This window comes from Amycolatopsis sp. AA4 (assembly GCF_002796545.1).
Classification (GTDB): domain Bacteria; phylum Actinomycetota; class Actinomycetes; order Mycobacteriales; family Pseudonocardiaceae; genus Amycolatopsis.
This window is the reverse complement of the sequence record NZ_CP024894.1, coordinates 6,019,911-6,037,988: the sequence shown is the minus strand read 5'-3', so window position 1 is coordinate 6,037,988 and position 18,078 is coordinate 6,019,911. Positions and strand designations below refer to the sequence as shown.

At 64.8% G+C, this 18,078-nt stretch carries 11 protein-coding genes and 3 rRNA genes; 7 read left to right on the top strand and 7 right to left on the bottom strand.

The features are described 5' to 3' along the window. The first annotated feature begins 99 nt into the window (after positions 1–99). On the top strand, positions 100–1,689 hold the full coding sequence (locus tag CU254_RS27945) for a hypothetical protein (RefSeq protein ID WP_037715061.1): 1,590 nt from the start codon (positions 100–102) through the stop codon (positions 1,687–1,689). A 212-nt stretch (positions 1,690–1,901) separates the two neighbouring features. Here the strand turns inward: CU254_RS27945 and CU254_RS27940 are convergent, their stop codons facing one another. The 5 genes from CU254_RS27940 to CU254_RS27920 all read right to left on the bottom strand — a co-directional run bounded on the left by CU254_RS27940 (position 1,902) and on the right by CU254_RS27920 (position 6,283). Then, complete coding sequence (locus tag CU254_RS27940; RefSeq protein WP_037718077.1) at positions 1,902–2,654, bottom strand: SDR family NAD(P)-dependent oxidoreductase; 753 nt, start codon at positions 2,652–2,654, stop codon at positions 1,902–1,904. A gap of 8 nt (positions 2,655–2,662) precedes the next feature. Then, a complete protein-coding gene (locus CU254_RS27935) occupies positions 2,663–3,478 on the bottom strand; it encodes an alpha/beta fold hydrolase (protein ID WP_009081431.1) in 816 nt (271 codons plus the stop codon). 67 nt (positions 3,479–3,545) lie between these two features. Next, complete coding sequence (locus tag CU254_RS27930; protein ID WP_009081429.1) at positions 3,546–4,664, bottom strand: epoxide hydrolase family protein; 1,119 nt, start codon at positions 4,662–4,664, stop codon at positions 3,546–3,548. Continuing rightward, entirely contained in the window at positions 4,657–5,871 is a 1,215-nt protein-coding gene (locus tag CU254_RS27925) for an RNA polymerase sigma factor (RefSeq protein ID WP_009081427.1), read from the bottom strand. The genes CU254_RS27930 and CU254_RS27925 overlap by 8 nt, the downstream gene beginning before the upstream one ends. Positions 5,872–5,890: 19 nt before the next feature. Next, positions 5,891–6,283: a YciI family protein gene (locus CU254_RS27920; RefSeq protein ID WP_009081425.1), complete on the bottom strand. Its 393-nt coding sequence runs from the start codon at positions 6,281–6,283 to the stop codon at positions 5,891–5,893. Positions 6,284–6,510: 227 nt separating this feature from the next. Here CU254_RS27920 and CU254_RS27915 point away from each other — a divergent pair, with 227 nt between their 5' ends. The 4 genes from CU254_RS27915 (at position 6,511) to rrf (ending at position 13,574) form a co-directional block, all read left to right on the top strand. Beyond that, positions 6,511–7,722 carry an IS110 family transposase gene (locus tag CU254_RS27915; protein ID WP_009076656.1) on the top strand — a complete coding sequence of 404 codons (1,212 nt, stop codon included), beginning with the start codon at positions 6,511–6,513 and terminating at the stop codon, positions 7,720–7,722. Between the two features lie 712 nt (positions 7,723–8,434). After that, positions 8,435–9,954 (top strand): 16S ribosomal RNA (locus CU254_RS27910). Positions 9,955–10,249: 295 nt separating this feature from the next. Then, positions 10,250–13,373, top strand: a 23S ribosomal RNA gene (locus CU254_RS27905). A gap of 84 nt (positions 13,374–13,457) precedes the next feature. Then, a 5S ribosomal RNA gene (gene rrf / locus CU254_RS27900) occupies positions 13,458–13,574 on the top strand. The 16S, 23S and 5S rRNA genes sit together here, the layout of an rRNA operon. A 116-nt stretch (positions 13,575–13,690) precedes the next feature. Here the strand turns inward: rrf and cobF are convergent. Continuing rightward, positions 13,691–14,452, bottom strand: a complete 762-nt coding sequence (gene cobF, locus CU254_RS27895) for a precorrin-6A synthase (deacetylating) (RefSeq protein ID WP_009081420.1) — start codon at positions 14,450–14,452, stop codon at positions 13,691–13,693. Between the two features lie 114 nt (positions 14,453–14,566). Here cobF and CU254_RS27890 point away from each other — a divergent pair, with 114 nt between their 5' ends. Beyond that, on the top strand, positions 14,567–14,773 hold the full coding sequence (locus tag CU254_RS27890) for a heavy-metal-associated domain-containing protein (protein ID WP_037715058.1): 207 nt from the start codon (positions 14,567–14,569) through the stop codon (positions 14,771–14,773). An 11-nt stretch (positions 14,774–14,784) separates the two neighbouring features. Beyond that, positions 14,785–17,016: a cation-translocating P-type ATPase gene (locus CU254_RS27885; protein WP_009081419.1), complete on the top strand. Its 2,232-nt coding sequence runs from the start codon at positions 14,785–14,787 to the stop codon at positions 17,014–17,016. Between the two features lie 390 nt (positions 17,017–17,406). Here the strand turns inward: CU254_RS27885 and CU254_RS27880 are convergent, their stop codons facing one another. Further along, positions 17,407–17,688 (bottom strand): metal-sensitive transcriptional regulator, encoded by a 282-nt coding sequence (locus CU254_RS27880; RefSeq protein WP_009081418.1) that lies wholly within the window; start codon positions 17,686–17,688, stop codon positions 17,407–17,409. Between the last annotated feature and the right edge of the window lie 390 nt (positions 17,689–18,078).

The window sequence follows — 18,078 nt, the reverse complement described above, 5'->3', positions numbered from 1 at the left end:
CCCGCCGCCGGGCGCACGAACGGCCTGGAGTGATCATTCGCGCAGGTTGCGGGCTTGTCGATGCCGGGTGGCGACGGTATTACCTAAAGGGTGGCCTCAGTGATCGGGAAGCGCATCGGCGGGCGGACGTACTACTACCTCGCCGAGTCCGCGCGCGTGGACGGCAAGCCGCGCGTGGTCGGCCAGCGGTATCTCGGGACCGCCGAGGACATCGCGGCGGCGGTGGCCGGCGGGGGTCCGGAGGCAGCCGGCGCGCGGCATCGGTCGTTCGGCGACGTTTCCGCCGTATGGGGGACGCTGGAGCGGCTCGACCTGGTTCGCCGGGTGGACTCGGTGGCTGGACCGCAGCGGGCTCGGCCGACGCTTGGCCTTCACGTCGCGCTCGCCGTGCTGCATCGGGCGACTGCGCCGGAGACCGAGTTCGAGGAGTGGTGGACCGGGTGTCTGGCGCAGGATTTGGTCCGGCCTCGGCCGCCCAAGGGGTCGATCACCACGGCTGGTCATTGGCGGGCGTTGCAGCGGCTTACTCCGGAGCGGATCGCTCGGGTGGAAACCGTTGTGGCGGAGGCGGTTCTGGAGCTTCTGGGGGAAGACGGGACGGAGGCGCTGACGGTTGATGTCGCGCAGTTCGCGGCGTTTACCGCGGCGGATTGCACGTTGCCGTCAGCTTGTCAGGACGTGCTTGCCGGGTTGGGGCTCGTCGTTACGCGGGACGGGGCGATTCCGCTGGCTTCCCGGGTTTATCGGCGGGAGAACGCCCCGACCTTCGGGGCACTGGCCGCTGAGCTGGGCGAGCGGCATACGTTGGTTTTCCACTCCGGCCAGGCGGCGCAGCTTGATCTTGGCGCGCGGACCGGGTTTGTCGGGTCGCTTCCGCTGGCGGATCATCCGGAGTTGCTCGCGCGGCCCGCTTCGGTGCGGCGGCGGGTGGATCCGGAGCGGTTTGCCGGGCTTACCGCGTTCGACACGGTGGCCACTGTGGACGGGGTGCCTCGGCGGGTCATTCTTACCCATTCGGCGACTTTGCACGCGGCGCAGTATCGGGCGTTTACGAGCGAGTTGAGTACTACGGTGCGGGAGCTTGACGGGCTGGCTGCCGCGCTCGCTGCGGGGACTCATCGCGGGGATCGGACGCAGGTGCACGCGGAGATGTCCCGGATTATTCGGGGGCGTCGGGTGGAGCGGGTGTTGAATACGACGCTTGCCGGGAGCCGGGCGGGGAAACTCCGTTTGGAGCGGCGGGTCGACGAGGCGGCCGTGGCTCGGCTGGCGGAGGAGTTTTTCGGGAAGCAGATCTTGGTTACTGATCGGGATTGGCCGGTTGCCGAGGTGATTACTGCTTATCGGGCGCGGACTTATCTCGACTCTACGTTTCGGTGGTTGACCGGGTCGGCGGTGGCTGGGCCTTCGCCTCGGTGGGAGTGGACTTCGCATCGGATCGCGGTGCATACGTTGGTGTCCGTGCTGGCGGCGACGGTTACGCATGTGATGCGGCGGGAGGCGGATCGGGCTGGGGTGAATCTGTCTGTGGCCGAGTTGTTGGATGAGTTGCGGGGGATCGGGGAGACTGTGTTGCGGTATCGGTCTACTGGGGGGCGGCCTCGGGCGCGGCGGATTTTGTCTGACCGGACTGGGAGGCAGGAGGCGTTGTTCGAGTTGTTCGGGTTGGGGAGGTTTGCGCCTGGGTGAGTCGGGCGGCTCGTCGCCCTGACGGGCGACATTGCGCCCCGTCTGGGTTGCGTGGGGCACCCCGAATTTTCATTGTGCTGACGGTTCGGGGGTGCTTGTCAAGGCGGGAAAGATGCCTTGACAAGCACCCCCGAACCGCAGGGCGGCTTTGTATCGGGGTTGGGGGAGGGGTGGGTGCCTCGCTGTTTGGGTGCGGAGGTGCGGTTGTTTTTTTAAGCGTCTCGGTCGATGTGTAGTGCGGAGAAGGTTTGTACGACCGGCATTAGTTCTATGACGTTGATGTTTACGTGTTTTGGTTGCGAGCTTGCCCAGAAGACTGATTCGGCTACGTCGTCTGCGGTCAGGGGGGTGGTGCCTGCGTAGACGTTGTTTGCTTTGGCCTGGTCGCCGTCGAAGCGGACGGTGGAGAATTCTGTGCCGCCGACTAGTCCTGGCTCGATGTTGGTCACTCGGACGCCGGTGCCGCGCAGGTCGGAGCGGAGGTTGAGGCTGAACTGGTGCACGAATGCCTTCGTGGCGCCGTAGACGTTCGCGCCGGGGTAGGCGTAGGTGCCTGCTACCGAACCGATGTTGATTACGTGGCCGGTGCCGCGTTCGACCATTCCGGGCAGGACCGCTCGGGTGAGGTGGACGAGACCGGTCACGTTGGTCTCGATCATCTGGTCCCAGTCCTCGAGCTTCGCCTCGTGCGCGGGTTCCAGGCCCTTCGCGAGGCCGGCGTTGTTGACCAGGATGTCGATTTTCGCCCACTCCTCGGGCAGCCGCGCGACGACGTCCGCGACCGCGTCCGCGTCTCGTACGTCCAGTACCAGCGGGTACACCGCGTCGCCCAGTTCGTCCGCCAGCGTCTTCAGCCGGTCGCCGCTGCGGGCCGCGGCGACGACCCGCGCGCCTTCCGCGACGAATCGGCGCGTGATCGCGGCACCGAACCCGGCGCTTGCGCCGGTCACCAATACGGTCTTCATGGAGTGCGTCACCGTTCTTCCGCGTGGTCCTGGTCCAGGAAACGGCCGAACACGTCGTTGAACTCGGCCGCGCGTTCCAGGTTAGGCAGGTGCCCGGCGCCGTCGAGCACCACCAGCTCCGAGTTGCCGACGAGCTGGTGCAGCAGCTGCGCGTCGGCGACGGGGGTGAACTCGTCCTCGCTGCCCACCGCGACCAGCGTCGGCACGCTGACCTGCTTCAGCGAATCGCGGTAATCCGGCCGCTTCGCCCGGGCCCGCAACGCCGCCGCCGCGCCCGCCGCCGGTGCGCCGCGCATCATCTTCTGCACGTGCCCGGTCACCTCGGGGTTCTCGCGGAAGGTGCCCGGCGACACCATCTTCGGCAACAGCTCGTCGGCGTACGCGGTCATGCCCTCCGCGAGCACCCGGTCCGCAGCTTGGTTGCGCGTCACCTTTCCTTCGGCGGTCTCGGGCTCGGCGAACGTATCGGCGAGCAATAGCGCGGCAATGCGCTCCGGGTAGTCGCGGATGGTCTGCATCACGATCTGCCCGCCCATCGACAGCCCGCCCAGCACGAAACGGCCGAGGCCGAGGCGGTCAGCCAGTCCGAGGACATCCTCGGCGAAGTCTTCGAGACCGTTGACCGCCGGACCGGTGCTTTCCCCGTATCCCCGCAGGTCAGGAACCACGACCCGGTGCCCGTTCCGCGCCAGGTAGTCAGCCTGCGGGCCCCACATGGACCGGTCGAACGGGTGCCCGTGCACGAGAAGCACCGGGATCTTCGACTGCGGTCCGAGGTCGTCGTAGGCGATCCGAGCGCCGGAGGGGAGAAGGACTGTCTGCATGCCCTCGACGCTAATCGGGGCGATTTCTCAGTGCAATAAGGTGCAATGTAGTCGGAGCAATGTTTTTCTAACGCAGCCTCGCGAAGAACTGCCGGACGTCACCCGTCCACAGGTCAGGCACCTCTTGCGCCGCGTAGTGCCCGCCGCGGTCGAACTCGTTCCACGACACCAGGTTGCGGTGATGCTCGGTGAACACGCGGATCGACGGCAGGTCGCCGGGGAACTGCGCGACCCCGAGCGGCACGGGATTGCGGCCCTCCGCAGGGATCTCCCGGGCGTCCTCGGCGTAGATCCGGATCGCCGAACCCGCGGTGCCGGTCAGCCAGTGGATCGTGACGTGGGTGAGGATCCCGTCGGCGTCGAGGCCGTGGTCGTGCATCGCTTGCGCGTTCCAGCCGAGCAGGCCGACCGGGGAATCCGACAGCGCGTGCGCGAGCGTCTGCGGCTGCTGCGCTTGGACGGCGCCGTAGGACGCTTCGTTGGTGAAGTAGTGGTGGAACGCGTCCCACGCGGCTTTGTCCTTAGCGGACAGTCCGGTGATCCACTGTGGATCGTCGTCCGGCGGCGGGTCCCAGGTCTGCGTCACGTGCGCGCCGAGCACCTGATCCGGAGCGACGCGACCGACCTCCGGCGCGATCTGCGAACCCCAGTCGTTGCCCGCGGTGCCGTAGCGCTCATAGCCGAGTCGGCGCATCAACTCCGCCCACGCGCGGGCGATCCGCTGCGGACCCCACCCGGTGTCGGCCGTCGGCCCGGAAAAGCCGAAGCCCGGCAACGAAGGCAGCACGACGTCGAACGCGATCGACGGATCGAGCCCGTGCGCCCGGGGATCGCTCAGCAGTCCGACGGCGGTCAGATACTCCGCCACCGATCCCGGCCAGCCGTGGCTGAGGAGCAACGGGATCGCGTCCGGCTCCGGGGAACGGGCGTGCAGGAAATGGACGGTGCTGCCGTCGATCGCGGTGGTGAACTGCGGATACTCGGCGAACCGCCGCTCCCACGCGCGCCAGTCGTAGCGATGCCGCCAGTGCTCGGCCAGTTCGCGCACCCGGCCGACGCTGACGCCGTACCCCTGGTCCCCGCCGGCCGGCTCCGGCGCCCACCTCGTCCGGTCCAGCCGTTCCCGCAGGTCGGCCAGGTCCGCTTCCGGGATCTCCAGCCGGTACGGCCGGATCTCGTCAGTCATGCTCAGCTCCTTCGGAGAGCCGCCGGGCGCAGGCGTGGAGATACCGCACCTGGCGGATGTTGGTGGCGAGTTCGGCCGCGCGCAGATACGCGCTCCGGGCCGCTTCGCGGTCGCCCGCCCTTTCCAGAAGATGTGCTCGCGCCGCGTAAAACCGCCGGTCCCGGTGGTCCAGTGCGTCGAGCAGCTCAAGTCCCGCGGCGGGCCCGTCCGCCATCCCGACCGCGACGGCGTGGCTCACCTTCGCGACCGGGCTCGCCGAAACCTTGAGCAGCAGCCGGTAAAGCCCGACGATCTGTCGCCAGTCGGTCTCCTCCGCGGTGGCGGCCTCGTCATGGACCGCCGCGATCGCCGCCTGCAGCTGATACGGCCCGACCGGCCCGCGCGGCAACGCCGCCGTCAACAGCTCCACCCCGCGGCGGATCGACTCGGCTTTCCACCGCGTCCGGTCCTGTTCGTGCAGCGGAACCAGTTCGCCCTGGTCGGTCACCCGTGCCGGCGACCGCGCGTCGGTCAGCACCATCAACGCGAGCAGCCCGGCGGCCTCGCTGTCGTCCGGCACCAGCGCGACCGTCATCTCGGCCAGCCGGATCGCCTCCGCGACCAGGTCGGCGCGCCGCAACTCCGGCCCTGACGTCGCCGAGTACCCCTCGGTGAAAATCAGGTACAGGACATGGAGGACGGCTTCGAGCCGCTCGCCACGGGTGTCTGCCGGGGGCATCCGGAACGGCACGCCGCTGTCCTGGATGGTCCGCTTGGCCCGGGAAATCCGGCGGGTCATCGAGTCCTCGGAGGTGAGGAACGCCCGCGCGATCTCCGCGGTCGTCAGGCCGCCGACGGCCCGCAAGGTGAGCGCGATCTGCGACGCCACCGACAACGACGGATGGCAGCAGAGGAAAAGCAGGACCAACGTGTCGTCGCTGGCCTGCTCGCCGACCTCCTCGGCATCCTCGCGAACGGCGCGCAGCTCCCGCTCCCGCCTTGCCTGGTCAGCGCGGAGCAGATCGATCAGCTTCCGGCTCGCGACCTGCAGCAGCCAGCCGAAAGGCCGCTCGGGGATTCCCGCCTCCGGCCACCGCTGGGCCGCCTTGAGCAGGGCTTCCTGGACCGCGTCCTCAGCCGGGTCGAACCGCCCGTAGCGGCGGACCAGCGCGCCCAATACCTGCGGGGCGAGGGTGCGGAGGGTGTCGTCGACCGCGGAGTCGGTCATCTCTGCCGCCTTGCTTCCGTCAGAGTTCGCCTTCGCTTCCCATCACCGGCCGGACCACGACTCCGGCCTCCGCCAGCCGCCCCGGGGCCTTGAGCAGGCCCGCCGCGATGTCGGTCGCCCGGTCGAAACTGGCGCAGTCGACCATCCAGTACCCGGCGACGACCTCCTCGGTCTCGCCGAACGGCCCGTCGGTGACGACCGGAGCCCCGTCCCGCAGGCGGAGGCGGCGGGCCAGCACCGGGGCGGTGAGCCCCTGCGTCTCGACCAGCTCTCCCGAATCGGCCAGCGCCCCGGTGAACCCCGCGAGGAACTCGCCGACCTCCGCCACCTCCTGCGCGGTCGCCCCGCCTTCCTTGCCGCTGAGGTGGTCGTAGTCCTGCTGGTTGCCGTACGCCAGGATCAGGTACTTCATCGGGTGCTCCCTAAGTTTGTGGGTGTCTGGGGTTGGTGCCCTGGATGCCCGGGGCGGTGGGGTGTAGCTGATCGGTTGTTGCCTGTTGTCGAGGCTCGAAAGGACTGGCTGCCCCGCCGTGCTGGACGCTCCGTTCGCTGATTGAGAGCTGTTGCGGGTCGTCGCTGTTTAGGGATCTGTCGGCGGGGTTGTCCACGGGCGTGACCTGCAATGACAGGAGTGGATGGGTGGCGATTCGCCTTGAGGTCTGGGTCGGGATCGATGTCGGCAAATCGATGCATCACGCGTGTGCGATCGACACCGACGGGAAGGTGCTGTTCAGTCAGAAACTCGGGAATGATCAGCGCGCGATCGAGCAGTTGATCGCTCGTGCCAGTGCGGCCGCTCAGCGGGCGCAGTGGGCGATCGATTTGACGAGTCCGATGGCGTTGCTGCTGATCACGGCGCTGCTGGCTGCCGACCAGTCGGTGACCTATGTGCCGGGCCGGGTCGTGAACACGATGACCCACGGATTCCGAGGCGAAGGAAAAACCGACGCCAAAGACGCTCGGGTGATCGCCGAAACCGCCCGGCTGCGAAGGGATCTGACCGAGGTCACGATGCCCGATGAGCTGGCGGTCTCGCTGACCCAGCTGACCAGCTACCGCGCCGACCTGATGTCGGACTGGGTGGCCGGGATCAACCGGCTGCGGGCGCTGCTGGGCTCGATCTTCCCCGCTCTGGAGGCCGCGTTCGACTACTCCAACCGAACCCCGCTGATCCTGGTCGCCGGGATGTGCACCCCCGCCGAGATCCGCACCGCCGGAATCGGCGGTGTCACAACCCATCTCACCGACAACAAGGCATGGGGTCCGGCGATCGGCAAGACCGCCGCGACCGCGGTCGCCGCCGCCGACGCCCAGGACCTGGTGCTGCCCGGCGAAGCCGATGCCGCGATGCTCGTCAAACGCATCGCCCGCAAGCTGCTCGACCTCGACCGCGAGATCAAAGACACCGACAAGCTGATCACCGCCCGATTCCGGCGACATCCGTGGGCGAGGATCATCGAGTCCCTGCCCGGCATGGGCCCTGGACTGGGCGCCGAATTTCTCGCCAGCACCGGCGGTGACCTGGCGACCTTCGCGACCGCCGGCCGCTTGGCGTCCTATGCCGGATTGGTGCCGGTGCCACGCGACTCCGGTCGTGTCAGCGGAAACCTGCGCCGTCCCAAACGCTACAACCGACGCCTGCGCAGGGTCTTCTACATGGCCGCCCTGTCCAGCCTGCGCACGCAAGGCCCGTCCAGGCGGTTCTACGACAAGAAGCGCGCCGAACGACTCATCCATACCCAAGCCCTCCTAGCGCTGGCCCGGCGACTCGTCGACGTGCTCTGGGCACTGCTGCGCGACGGCCGCGAATTCACCCTCGACACACCGAATCCGGTCACTGTTGCGGCTTGACACGGTCATTGAGAGTCCTTCTGCTCGTGCGGCTGGCGCTTGGCCGCCGGTCTTCGGAAAGAACGAAGCTGCCCGTCCCGGACCGGACATCGCTTCGGGTGACCCGGGTCACCCGACGGTCTTGGCGCTCATGATGCCCCGAACCGTCCTGCCGCCGCGCTGTTCCGCTCCGGCACGTCGATGTCCAGCGGCAATCCGTTCTCCGCTCGGCGGCCGTCGGCCGGTCGTGTCGCGCATTCACCGATAACGCGAGCCGCCCGTTCTTCCGCATTGCGACATCGTCGAGCCGATTAGCTGCTGGATTCGCCGCGCTCGGGTGCCTCGACTCGGCGCCGGTGGGCCCGCCGGATCGGCGCCAGCGGGCCTAATCGGCCGGTTGACCTGCGAAGATCGTATTAAGGGACCCCCCTGTTTCGGGCCGTTTTGAGCCGTGTAATGTTCTCTTCGTCGCCAGGGAGACCGGGCGGCCGCCGGGACACGAACCAAGCTCTCGCCTCTAGGGTGATTGAGTGGGTGTCCCACCAAAAACTGCTAGGAATGACCGCTTCGGTCAGGCTCGCCCTCACGGGGCCGGGTTTGATGCGGGGTGTGTTGCTTGAGAACTCAACAGTGTGCTAGTGAACTAAGCCAGTAGAGCTTATATGAAACCCCCTCGTCGGGGTTTCCTTTGAGATTGATTGATTGAGAGTAGTCTCGATCGAACTTGAAGACATTGTTGGAGAGTTTGATCCTGGCTCAGGACGAACGCTGGCGGCGTGCTTAACACATGCAAGTCGAACGCTGAACCGGTTTCGGCCGGGGATGAGTGGCGAACGGGTGAGTAACACGTGGGTAATCTGCCCTGTACTCTGGGATAAGCCTGGGAAACTGGGTCTAATACCGGATACGACCACTGCAGGCATCTGTGGTGGTGGAAAGTTCCGGCGGTATGGGATGAACCCGCGGCCTATCAGCTTGTTGGTGGGGTAATGGCCTACCAAGGCGACGACGGGTAGCCGGCCTGAGAGGGTGACCGGCCACACTGGGACTGAGACACGGCCCAGACTCCTACGGGAGGCAGCAGTGGGGAATATTGCACAATGGGCGCAAGCCTGATGCAGCGACGCCGCGTGAGGGATGACGGCCTTCGGGTTGTAAACCTCTTTCGCCAGGGACGAAGCGCAAGTGACGGTACCTGGATAAGAAGCACCGGCTAACTACGTGCCAGCAGCCGCGGTAATACGTAGGGTGCGAGCGTTGTCCGGAATTATTGGGCGTAAAGAGCTCGTAGGCGGTTTGTCGCGTCGGCCGTGAAATCTCCACGCTTAACGTGGAGCGTGCGGTCGATACGGGCAGACTTGAGTTCGGCAGGGGAGACTGGAATTCCTGGTGTAGCGGTGAAATGCGCAGATATCAGGAGGAACACCGGTGGCGAAGGCGGGTCTCTGGGCCGATACTGACGCTGAGGAGCGAAAGCGTGGGGAGCGAACAGGATTAGATACCCTGGTAGTCCACGCTGTAAACGTTGGGCGCTAGGTGTGGGCGACATTCCACGTTGTCCGTGCCGTAGCTAACGCATTAAGCGCCCCGCCTGGGGAGTACGGCCGCAAGGCTAAAACTCAAAGGAATTGACGGGGGCCCGCACAAGCGGCGGAGCATGTGGATTAATTCGATGCAACGCGAAGAACCTTACCTGGGCTTGACATGCGCCAGACATCCCCAGAGATGGGGCTTCCCTTGTGGTTGGTGTACAGGTGGTGCATGGCTGTCGTCAGCTCGTGTCGTGAGATGTTGGGTTAAGTCCCGCAACGAGCGCAACCCTTATCCTACGTTGCCAGCGCGTCATGGCGGGGACTCGTGGGAGACTGCCGGGGTCAACTCGGAGGAAGGTGGGGATGACGTCAAGTCATCATGCCCCTTATGTCCAGGGCTTCACACATGCTACAATGGCTGGTACAGAGGGCTGCGATACCGCGAGGTGGAGCGAATCCCTTAAAGCCGGTCTCAGTTCGGATCGCAGTCTGCAACTCGACTGCGTGAAGTCGGAGTCGCTAGTAATCGCAGATCAGCAACGCTGCGGTGAATACGTTCCCGGGCCTTGTACACACCGCCCGTCACGTCATGAAAGTCGGTAACACCCGAAGCCCATGGCCCAACCCGCAAGGGAGGGAGTGGTCGAAGGTGGGACTGGCGATTGGGACGAAGTCGTAACAAGGTAGCCGTACCGGAAGGTGCGGCTGGATCACCTCCTTTCTAAGGAGCACAACACATCCATGCTCCCGGGATACCCGGAACCAGGGCATGGGGTGGCTGGAACTCAAGTGCCGAATGTGTGCTTGTTCCGGTTGCTCAAGGAATTGTGGAACTACTGGTTAAGGCTCATCGCGGTGGTGATACCGCCGGTTAGTACTGCGGCTTGCCGCGTGGAAATCCGGCTGGTGGATCCGGGTGGTGGGTTGTTTGCTGGCACGCTGTTGGGTCCTGAGGCAACACACGTTGTTTCTGGTGTGGTGTTTGAGAACTGTAGAGTGGATGCGAGCATCTTTGTGGTCAAGTTGTTAAGGGCACATGGTGGATGTCTTGGCTTCAGGAGCCGATGAAGGACGTGGGAGGCTGCGATATGCCTCGGGGAGCTGTCAACCGAGCTGTGATCCGAGGATTTCCGAATGGGGAAACCCAGCACCAGTGATGTGGTGTTACCCGCCGGTGAATATATAGCCGGTGTGGAGGGAACGCGGGGAAGTGAAACATCTCAGTACCCGCAGGAAGAGAAAACAAAAGTGATTCCGTGAGTAGTGGCGAGCGAAAGCGGAAGAGGCTAAACCGATTGCATGTGATACCTGTCAGGGGTTGTGTGGTCGGGGTTGTGGGACCTGTCTTCTCAGAGCTGACACTCTGGGCGTGATGCGGCATGGTTAGCGGAACCGCTTGGGACGGCGGGCCGGAGCGGGTGAGAGCCCCGTACGCGAAAACTGTGTTTGTGTTGTGTGGCGGTGTTCCCGAGTAGCAGCGAGCTCGTGGAATTTGCTGTGAATCTGCCGGGACCACCCGGTAAGCCTAAATACTTCCTGGAGACCGATAGCGGACGAGTACCGTGAGGGAAAGATGAAAAGTACCCCGGGAGGGGAGTGAAAGAGTACCTGAAACCGTGTGCCTACAAGCCGTCAGAGCTCACTTGTTGAGTGATGGCGTGCCTTTTGAAGAATGAGCCTGCGAGTTAGTGCTGCGTGGCGAGGTTAACCCGGGTGGGGTAGCCGTAGCGAAAGCGAGTCTGAATAGGGCGATTGAGTCGCGTGGTCTAGACCCGAAGCGGAGTGATCTACCCATGGCCAGGGTGAAGCGACGGTAAGACGTCGTGGAGGCCCGAACCCACTTAGGTTGAAAACTGAGGGGATGAGCTGTGGGTAGGGGTGAAAGGCCAATCAAACTCCGTGATAGCTGGTTCTCCCCGAAATGCATTTAGGTGCAGCGTCGCGTGTTTCTTGCCGGGGGTAGAGCTACTGGATGGTCTAGGGGCCTTACCGGGTTACCGAAATCAACCAAACTCCGAATACCGGTTAGTGAGAGCGCGGCAGTGAGACGGCGGGGGATAAGCTTCGTCGTCGAGAGGGAAACAGCCCAGAACACCAGCTAAGGCCCCTAAGTGTGTGCTCAGTGGGAAAGGATGTGGGATTGCCCAGACAACCAGGAGGTTGGCTTAGAAGCAGCCACCCTTGAAAGAGTGCGTAATAGCTCACTGGTCAAGTGGTCCTGCGCCGACAATGTAGCGGGGCTTAAGCACACCGCCGAAGCTGTGTCATTGACACAATAGATCGACGTTCGTCCTTGAGGCGGATGTCCAGTCGTGTTGATGGGTAGGGGAGCGTCCTGCATCCAGGGAAGCCGCGGCGGAAGCTAGCGGTGGAGGGTGCGGGAGTGAGAATGCAGGCATGAGTAGCGAATGCAGAGTGAGAAACTCTGCCGCCGGATGACCAAGGGTTCCTGGGCCAGGCTAATCCGCCCAGGGTAAGTCGGGACCTAAGGCGAGGCCGACAGGCGTAGTCGATGGACAACGGGTTGATATTCCCGTACCCGAGCATGTGCGCCCATGGCGAGGCGGTTGACACTAACCACCCGAAGCCACTCGTGAAGCCTTCGGGCGGATCGGGTGTGTGGAGCGTGGGACCTGATTCCGTAGTAGTCAAGCGATGGGGTGACGCAGGAAGGTAGCTCCGCCAGGCGATGGTTGTCCTGGTGTAAGCGTGTAGGAGGAACAGTAGGCAAATCCGCTGTTCACATACTCTGAGACGTGATGCGTAGCCGTGTGAGGCGAAGTGGGTGATCCTATGCTGTCGAGAAAAGCCTCTAGTGAGTGCATGCACGGCCCGTACCCCAAACCAACACAGGTGGTCAGGTAGAGAATACCAAGGCGATCGGGTGAACTGTGGTTAAGGAACTCGGCAAAATGCCCCCGTAACTTCGGGAGAAGGGGGGCCAAACACCTTGAAGCTTCATGCAAGTGGAGGGGTGGTTGGCCGCAGAGACCAGCGGAAAGCGACTGTTTACTAAAAACACAGGTCCATGCGAAGTCGCAAGACGATGTATATGGACTGACGCCTGCCCGGTGCTGGAACGTTAAGAGGACCGGTTAACTCACTTTGTGGGTGAAGCTGAGAATTTAAGCGCCAGTAAACGGCGGTGGTAACTATAACCATCCTAAGGTAGCGAAATTCCTTGTCGGGTAAGTTCCGACCTGCACGAATGGCGTAACGACTTTCCGGCTGTCTCGACCACAGGCCCGGCGAAATTGCATTACGAGTAAAGATGCTCGTTACGCGCGGCAGGACGGAAAGACCCCGGGACCTTTACTATAGTTTGGTATTGGTTTTCGGTTCGGCTTGTGTAGGATAGGTGGGAGACTGTGAAGCGCTCACGCTAGTGGGTGTGGAGTCGTTGTTGAAATACCACTCTGGTCGGATTGGGAATCTGAACCTCGGACCATGATCTGGTTCAGGGACAGTGCCTGATGGGTAGTTTAACTGGGGCGGTTGCCTCCTAAAGGGTAACGGAGGCGCCCAAAGGTTCCCTCAGCCTGGTTGGCAATCAGGTGTCGAGTGCAAGTGCACAAGGGAGCTTGACTGTGAGACAGACATGTCGAGCAGGGACGAAAGTCGGGACTAGTGATCCGGCACCTCCTGGTGGAAGGGGTGTCGCTCAACGGATAAAAGGTACCCCGGGGATAACAGGCTGATCTTGCCCAAGAGTCCATATCGACGGCATGGTTTGGCACCTCGATGTCGGCTCGTCGCATCCTGGGGCCGGAGTAGGTCCCAAGGGTTGGGCTGTTCGCCCATTAAAGCGGCACGCGAGCTGGGTTTAGAACGTCGTGAGACAGTTCGGTCCCTATCCGCCGCGCGCGCAGGATACTTGAGGAAGGCTGTCCCTAGTACGAGAGGACCGGGACGGACGGACCTCTGGTGTGCCAGTTGTCACGCCAGTGGCATGGCTGGTTGGCTATGTTCGGAAGGGATAACCGCTGAAGGCATCTAAGCGGGAAGCCTGTTCCAAGATGAGGTATCCCACCCTATGTGGGTTAAGGCCCCCAAGAGACGATTGGGTTGATAGGCCAGAAATGGAAGCACAGTAATGTGTTGTCGAGTTGACTGGTACTAATAGGCCGAGGACTTGCCCACAAAGATCGCTCGCATCCACTCTACGGTTCTGAAACACCACACCGGCTGTCACGACAGTGACAGGTGTGTGTTGTTTCGGAGTGTTTCGGTGGTTTTAGCGTCAGGGAAACGCCCGGTCCCATTCCGAACCCGGAAGCTAAGCCTGACTGCGCCGATGGTACTGCAACCGAAGGGTTGTGGGAGAGTAGGACACCGCCGAACTTAACTTAAAAGAAGGGGCGGGGCCCCGGTCGAGAACCTGAATAAGGTTTTCCCGGAGCCCCGCCCCTTTTTTTCATGCCCGAAAAAAGGCAGGCCGCGAAAACGGCCCGCCGCCTTCACTCCGGCCGGCGCAGCAAGTATGTGTCCATGATCCACCCGTGCTGCTCCCGGGCCGCGGCCCGCGTCTCGCGGATCTTCGTCGCCAAGGCCTCATCCAACGGCCCGGACAGCAAGATCTCGTCCGGAGTGCCGACGTACGCGCCCCAATAGATCCACAACCCCTGGTCCGCGTACTGATCGAACGCGGTGTGCGCGTCAAGCAGCACGAAGACGTCATCGGCGTCGCTCGGCCAGCCCTCGGCCAACCGGCGCCCCGTCGTGAGCTGCACGGCACGGCCGATCTGGTTCATCGTCGTGCGATGCCGGGCCACCAGCGCGGAGATGCTGCTGATCCCCGGCACCACCTCGTAGTCGAACGCCACGTTCCCACGTGCCAGCACGGCCTCGATCAACGCGATCGTGCTGTCGTACAGCGCCGGATCGCCCCAGACGAGGAACGCGCCGGTCTCGCCGTCGGCCAGCTCGTCGCGGATCAGCCGCTCGTAGACGTCAGTGCGGAGCTGGTGCCAGTCGGCGACCGCGGTCCGGTAGTCCGCGGGCTTCCGGTCGCGGTCCGGGTCCTTCGCGCTCACTACCCGATACCCCGGCCGGCTCACGAACCGCTCCAGGATCTCCTGGCGCAGCTGCACCAGGTCGGCCTTCGCGCTGCCCTTGTCGAGCACGAAGAACACGTCGACGCGATTGAGCCGGTCGACTGCCTGCACCGTCAAGTGTTCCGGGTCGCCGGCGCCGATCCCGATCGCGTAGATCTTCCGCATCCGTGAAGTCTCTCCCGGCGGGTAACCGGGTTCACGACAGGGTCCTCTGGCATGCCGCTACCCCCTAGGGGTATAAAGGAGGTATCAGCGGAGAGCACGATAGGGAGTGTGGCGATGACCGAAGCGACTTACACCGTCCAGGGCATGACGTGCGGGCACTGCGTCGGATCGGTGAAAGAGGAGGTAGGCGGCCTGGCCGGGGTGCAGAAGGTCGACGTCGACCTCGCCACCGGCGCCGTGAAGGTCACCAGTGCAGAGCCGATTTCGCGCGAGGCCGTCGAGGCCGCCGTCGCCGAGGCCGGCTACCAGGTCGTCGCGTAAAAAGGAGTGACATGAGCACCACGACACCAGCCCCCGTGCAGTCAGTCGAACTCGCCATTGGCGGGATGACCTGCGCGTCGTGTGCTGCTCGGGTCGAACGGAAGCTCAACAAGGTCGAAGGCGTCACCGCGAGCGTCAACTACGCGACCGAGAAGGCGCACGTCGAATACCCCTCCACCGTTTCGGTCCACGACCTGGTGGGCGTCGTCGAAGCGACCGGGTACACCGCGCAAGCGCCGGAACCGGAGAAGCCGGAAGCGCCCGAGCAGGACGAAACGCGGCCGCTGCGCGACCGGCTCTTGTACTCGGCGATCCTCACCGTGCCGGTGATCGTGCTGGCGATGGTCCCCGCGCTGCAGTTCACGAACTGGCAGTGGCTGTCGCTCACGCTCGCCGCGCCAGTCGTGGTCTGGGGTGCGTGGCCGTTCCACCGCGCCGCCTGGACCAACCTCCGGCACGGCGCGGCGACGATGGACACGCTGATCTCGCTCGGCGTCTCGGCCGCCACGCTGTGGTCGCTGTACGCGCTGTTCTTCGGCATGGCAGGCATGCCGGGCCTGCGGCACGGCTTCGAGTTCAGCGTGTCCGGGGGATCGGGAACGGACAACATTTACCTCGAGGTCGCGGCGGGCGTCACCACGTTCATCCTCGCCGGCCGGTACTTCGAGGCGAGGTCCAAGCGTCGCTCCGGTGCCGCGCTCCGGGCACTGCTCGAACTCGGCGCGAAGGACGTCACAGTCCTGCGCGATGGCCGCGAGCAGCGGATCCCGGTCGGCCAACTCCGGGTCGGAGACACGTTCGTGGTCCGGCCTGGCGAGAAGATCGCCACGGACGGCGTGGTTACCGACGGTAGCTCGGCAGTCGACGTCAGCATGATTACCGGGGAGTCGGTGCCGGTCGAGGTCGCGGTGGGTGACGGCGTGACCGGCGCGACGGTGAACGTCGGCGGCCGGATCGCGGTGCGCGCCACCCGCGTCGGCGCGGACACGCAGCTCGCGCAGATGGCCCGGCTCGTGGAGGAAGCGCAGAACGGCAAGGCAGCAGTCCAGCGCTTGGCCGACCGCGTCTCGGCAGTGTTCGTGCCGATCGTCCTGGTGCTGGCTCTGGGGACGCTGATCACCTGGCTCTTGACCAGCGGAGACGTCACCGAGGCGTTCACCGCCGCGGTAGCCGTGCTGATCATCGCCTGCCCCTGCGCACTGGGCCTCGCGACCCCGACGGCCTTGCTGGTCGGCACCGGTCGCGGCGCGCAGCTCGGGATCCTGATCAAGGGTCCGGAGGTGCTCGAATCCACTCGCCGGGTCGACACCGTGGTGCTCGACAAGACGGGGACCGTCACGACCGGGCGAATGAGCCTGGTGGACGTCCACGTCGGGGAAGGCGTCACGGAGCGCGAACTGCTGCGTTACGCCGGGGCAGTCGAGCACGCCTCGGAGCACCCGATCGCGAAAGCGATCGCGGACGGCGCCCGCGAACGAGTCGGCGACCTCCCGTCGGCGACCGAGTTCCGCAACACCGAGGGTCTCGGTGTCTCCGGCCTGGTGGAAGGCGCAGCAGTCCTGGCCGGCCGCGCGGCCTTCCTGGCCGACTGGAGCGTCAAGATCGACGACCAGTTGACCTCCGCGAAGGCCGCAGCGGAAGAACGCGGCGCGACGGCAGTCTTCGTCGCGTGGGACGGCGTCGCGCGAGGCGTGCTGGTGGTCGCGGACACGATCAAGCCGACGTCCGCGCAAGCCGTCGCCGAACTCCGTTCGCTGGGCCTGCAGCCGGTACTGCTGACCGGCGACAACGCCGGCGCCGCGCGAGCGATCGCCGACGCCGCGGGCATCACCGAGGTCGTGGCCGAGGTGCTCCCCGCGGAAAAGGTGGCCGTGGTGAAGCGCCTGCAAGCCGAAGGCAGAGTGGTGGCAATGGTCGGCGACGGCGTCAACGACGCGGCCGCGCTCGCCCAAGCCGACCTGGGCCTGGCCATGGGCACGGGAACGGACGCGGCGATCGAAGCCGGAGACCTGACTCTGGTCCGAGGAGACCTGCGAGCAGCAGTAGACGCGATCCGCCTGGCCCGGCGCACGCTGGGCACGATCAAGGGAAACCTGTTCTGGGCGTTCGCCTACAACGTCGCGGCACTGCCGCTGGCAGCGTTCGGCCTGCTCAACCCCATGATCGCAGGCGCGGCGATGGCCTTCTCCTCGGTATTCGTGGTCTCGAACAGCCTCCGGTTGCGGCGGTTCCGAGCAGCGTGATGTCCCCCGGGACGGGCCAGTGGCGGGTTTCCACTGCTGGCCCGTTTTCGCGGCTGGCCTCTGGCGCTGGTCTGCCTGGCGATGACTCGCTCTGAGGCCCCCGCTGCGGTACGACGGTTGGCGGACGGCGAGCCGTCGACCTTGCCCGGAGTTGCGTCAAACGACCTGAACCAGCGACCGCTCGGACCCCTGCGAGGCACCGTCGCGGTTCAAACGCGGACTTCTGTCCCGGCGAACACTCCCGCGGAAACAAACCCGCCCTCCGGAGCGTCGAGCACCACGCACACGCTCTGCGCGGAGGAATTCTTTTCGCCCGCACCTGTGGTCTGGATGCGCAGCCGTCTCGTTGGCAATGGCGAGCCCGCTAGGAAGCAACTGCCGTGCGCTACCTCAGGAACGCACCAACCGCGCGATGGCATCGGAGGCCTCGCGCACCTTGAGGTCCGCTTCCTCCCCGCCCGCGGCCGCCGCCTGGACGACACAGGTCGCCAGGTGCTCGTCGAGCAACTCCAGCGAGAAGGACTGCAAGGCCTTCGTCGCCGCGGACACCTGGGTCAGGATGTCGATGCAGTACTTGTCCTCCTCGACCATGCGCTGCAGGCCGCGGATCTGCCCCTCGATCCGGCGAAGGCGCTTGAGGTAGGCCTCTCGTTCACTGCCGTAGCCGGTCATCGCACATCGTCCCTTTTTGTCGGCATCCCCGTTGGTTCACCACCGAGTATACCCACCCGGCGTATCCAGGGCCGGTGCTCGACATGGTCGGCCGCCAAGCAGGTGCGCCCGCCGGGCCTCGCGGCTGATGCGGCCGCAAAAGCCGCGGTGCCCGCCTGCGAGAGAGGAACGCAGGTGATGGTTCGGGAGGAACTCGACCTTCGCGCCTGTCGCACCGAGGGACCACGTGGTCTCCTGGGCCGAGGCTCAGCCAGTCACACCGCAGCTTCGATAACTTCTGCGAGCGTCGAGACTCGGCATCGATCAACCGCCGTCGCCTCCTGGACGGATGCTCGACCAGTCAAAGCGTGGCTTTGGCAACTTCTGCGAGCGGCGTGACCTGGCACCGAT

Bases quoted from the DNA above. Each gene is read 5' to 3' on its own strand.
- cobF (WP_009081420.1), bottom strand. From the start codon at position 14,452: ATGCGGAAGATCTACGCGATCGGGATCGGCGCCGGCGACCCGGAACAC.
- CU254_RS27885 (WP_009081419.1), top strand. From the start codon at position 14,785: ATGAGCACCACGACACCAGCCCCCGTGCAGTCAGTCGAACTCGCCATT.
- CU254_RS27920 (WP_009081425.1), bottom strand. From the start codon at position 6,283: ATGAAGTACCTGATCCTGGCGTACGGCAACCAGCAGGACTACGACCAC.
- CU254_RS27925 (WP_009081427.1), bottom strand. From the start codon at position 5,871: ATGACCGACTCCGCGGTCGACGACACCCTCCGCACCCTCGCCCCGCAG.
- CU254_RS27935 (WP_009081431.1), bottom strand. From the start codon at position 3,478: ATGCAGACAGTCCTTCTCCCCTCCGGCGCTCGGATCGCCTACGACGAC.
- CU254_RS27940 (WP_037718077.1), bottom strand. From the start codon at position 2,654: ATGAAGACCGTATTGGTGACCGGCGCAAGCGCCGGGTTCGGTGCCGCG.
- CU254_RS27880 (WP_009081418.1), bottom strand. From the start codon at position 17,688: ATGACCGGCTACGGCAGTGAACGAGAGGCCTACCTCAAGCGCCTTCGC.
- CU254_RS27930 (WP_009081429.1), bottom strand. From the start codon at position 4,664: ATGACTGACGAGATCCGGCCGTACCGGCTGGAGATCCCGGAAGCGGAC.
- CU254_RS27890 (WP_037715058.1), top strand. From the start codon at position 14,567: ATGACCGAAGCGACTTACACCGTCCAGGGCATGACGTGCGGGCACTGC.